Raw genomic sequence first — 277 nt, 5'->3', positions numbered from 1 at the left:
CGCCTTCTTCGACTCGATCTTGTCGCCCATGGCTGCAATCGCGCCCGGGTTCGGGCCGATGAAGACGATGCCGGCCGCTTCCAGCGCGCGCGGAAATGCCTCGCGCTCGGATAGGAAGCCGTAGCCGGGATGCACGGCCTCAGCGCCCGTCTTGCGGCAGGCCTCCACGATCTTCTCGATCACCAGATAGCTCTCGGCTGCCGCGGGCGGGCCTATCAACACGGCCTCGTCGGCCATCTCGACATGGAGGGCGTCGCGATCTGCCTCGGAATAGACC

1 protein-coding gene is annotated in these 277 nt (G+C 66.4%); it reads right to left on the bottom strand.

What is annotated here, in order from left to right:
- Positions 1–277 (bottom strand): biotin carboxylase N-terminal domain-containing protein (locus tag MOV74_RS41365; RefSeq protein ID WP_309486902.1); only part of this gene is annotated, 277 nt, incomplete at both ends.

Origin of the sequence: Bradyrhizobium sp. SHOUNA76 (assembly GCF_023006445.1) — a bacterium.
Taxonomy (GTDB): domain Bacteria; phylum Pseudomonadota; class Alphaproteobacteria; order Rhizobiales; family Xanthobacteraceae; genus Bradyrhizobium.
This window is presented reverse-complemented; position numbering and strand designations above follow the sequence as displayed.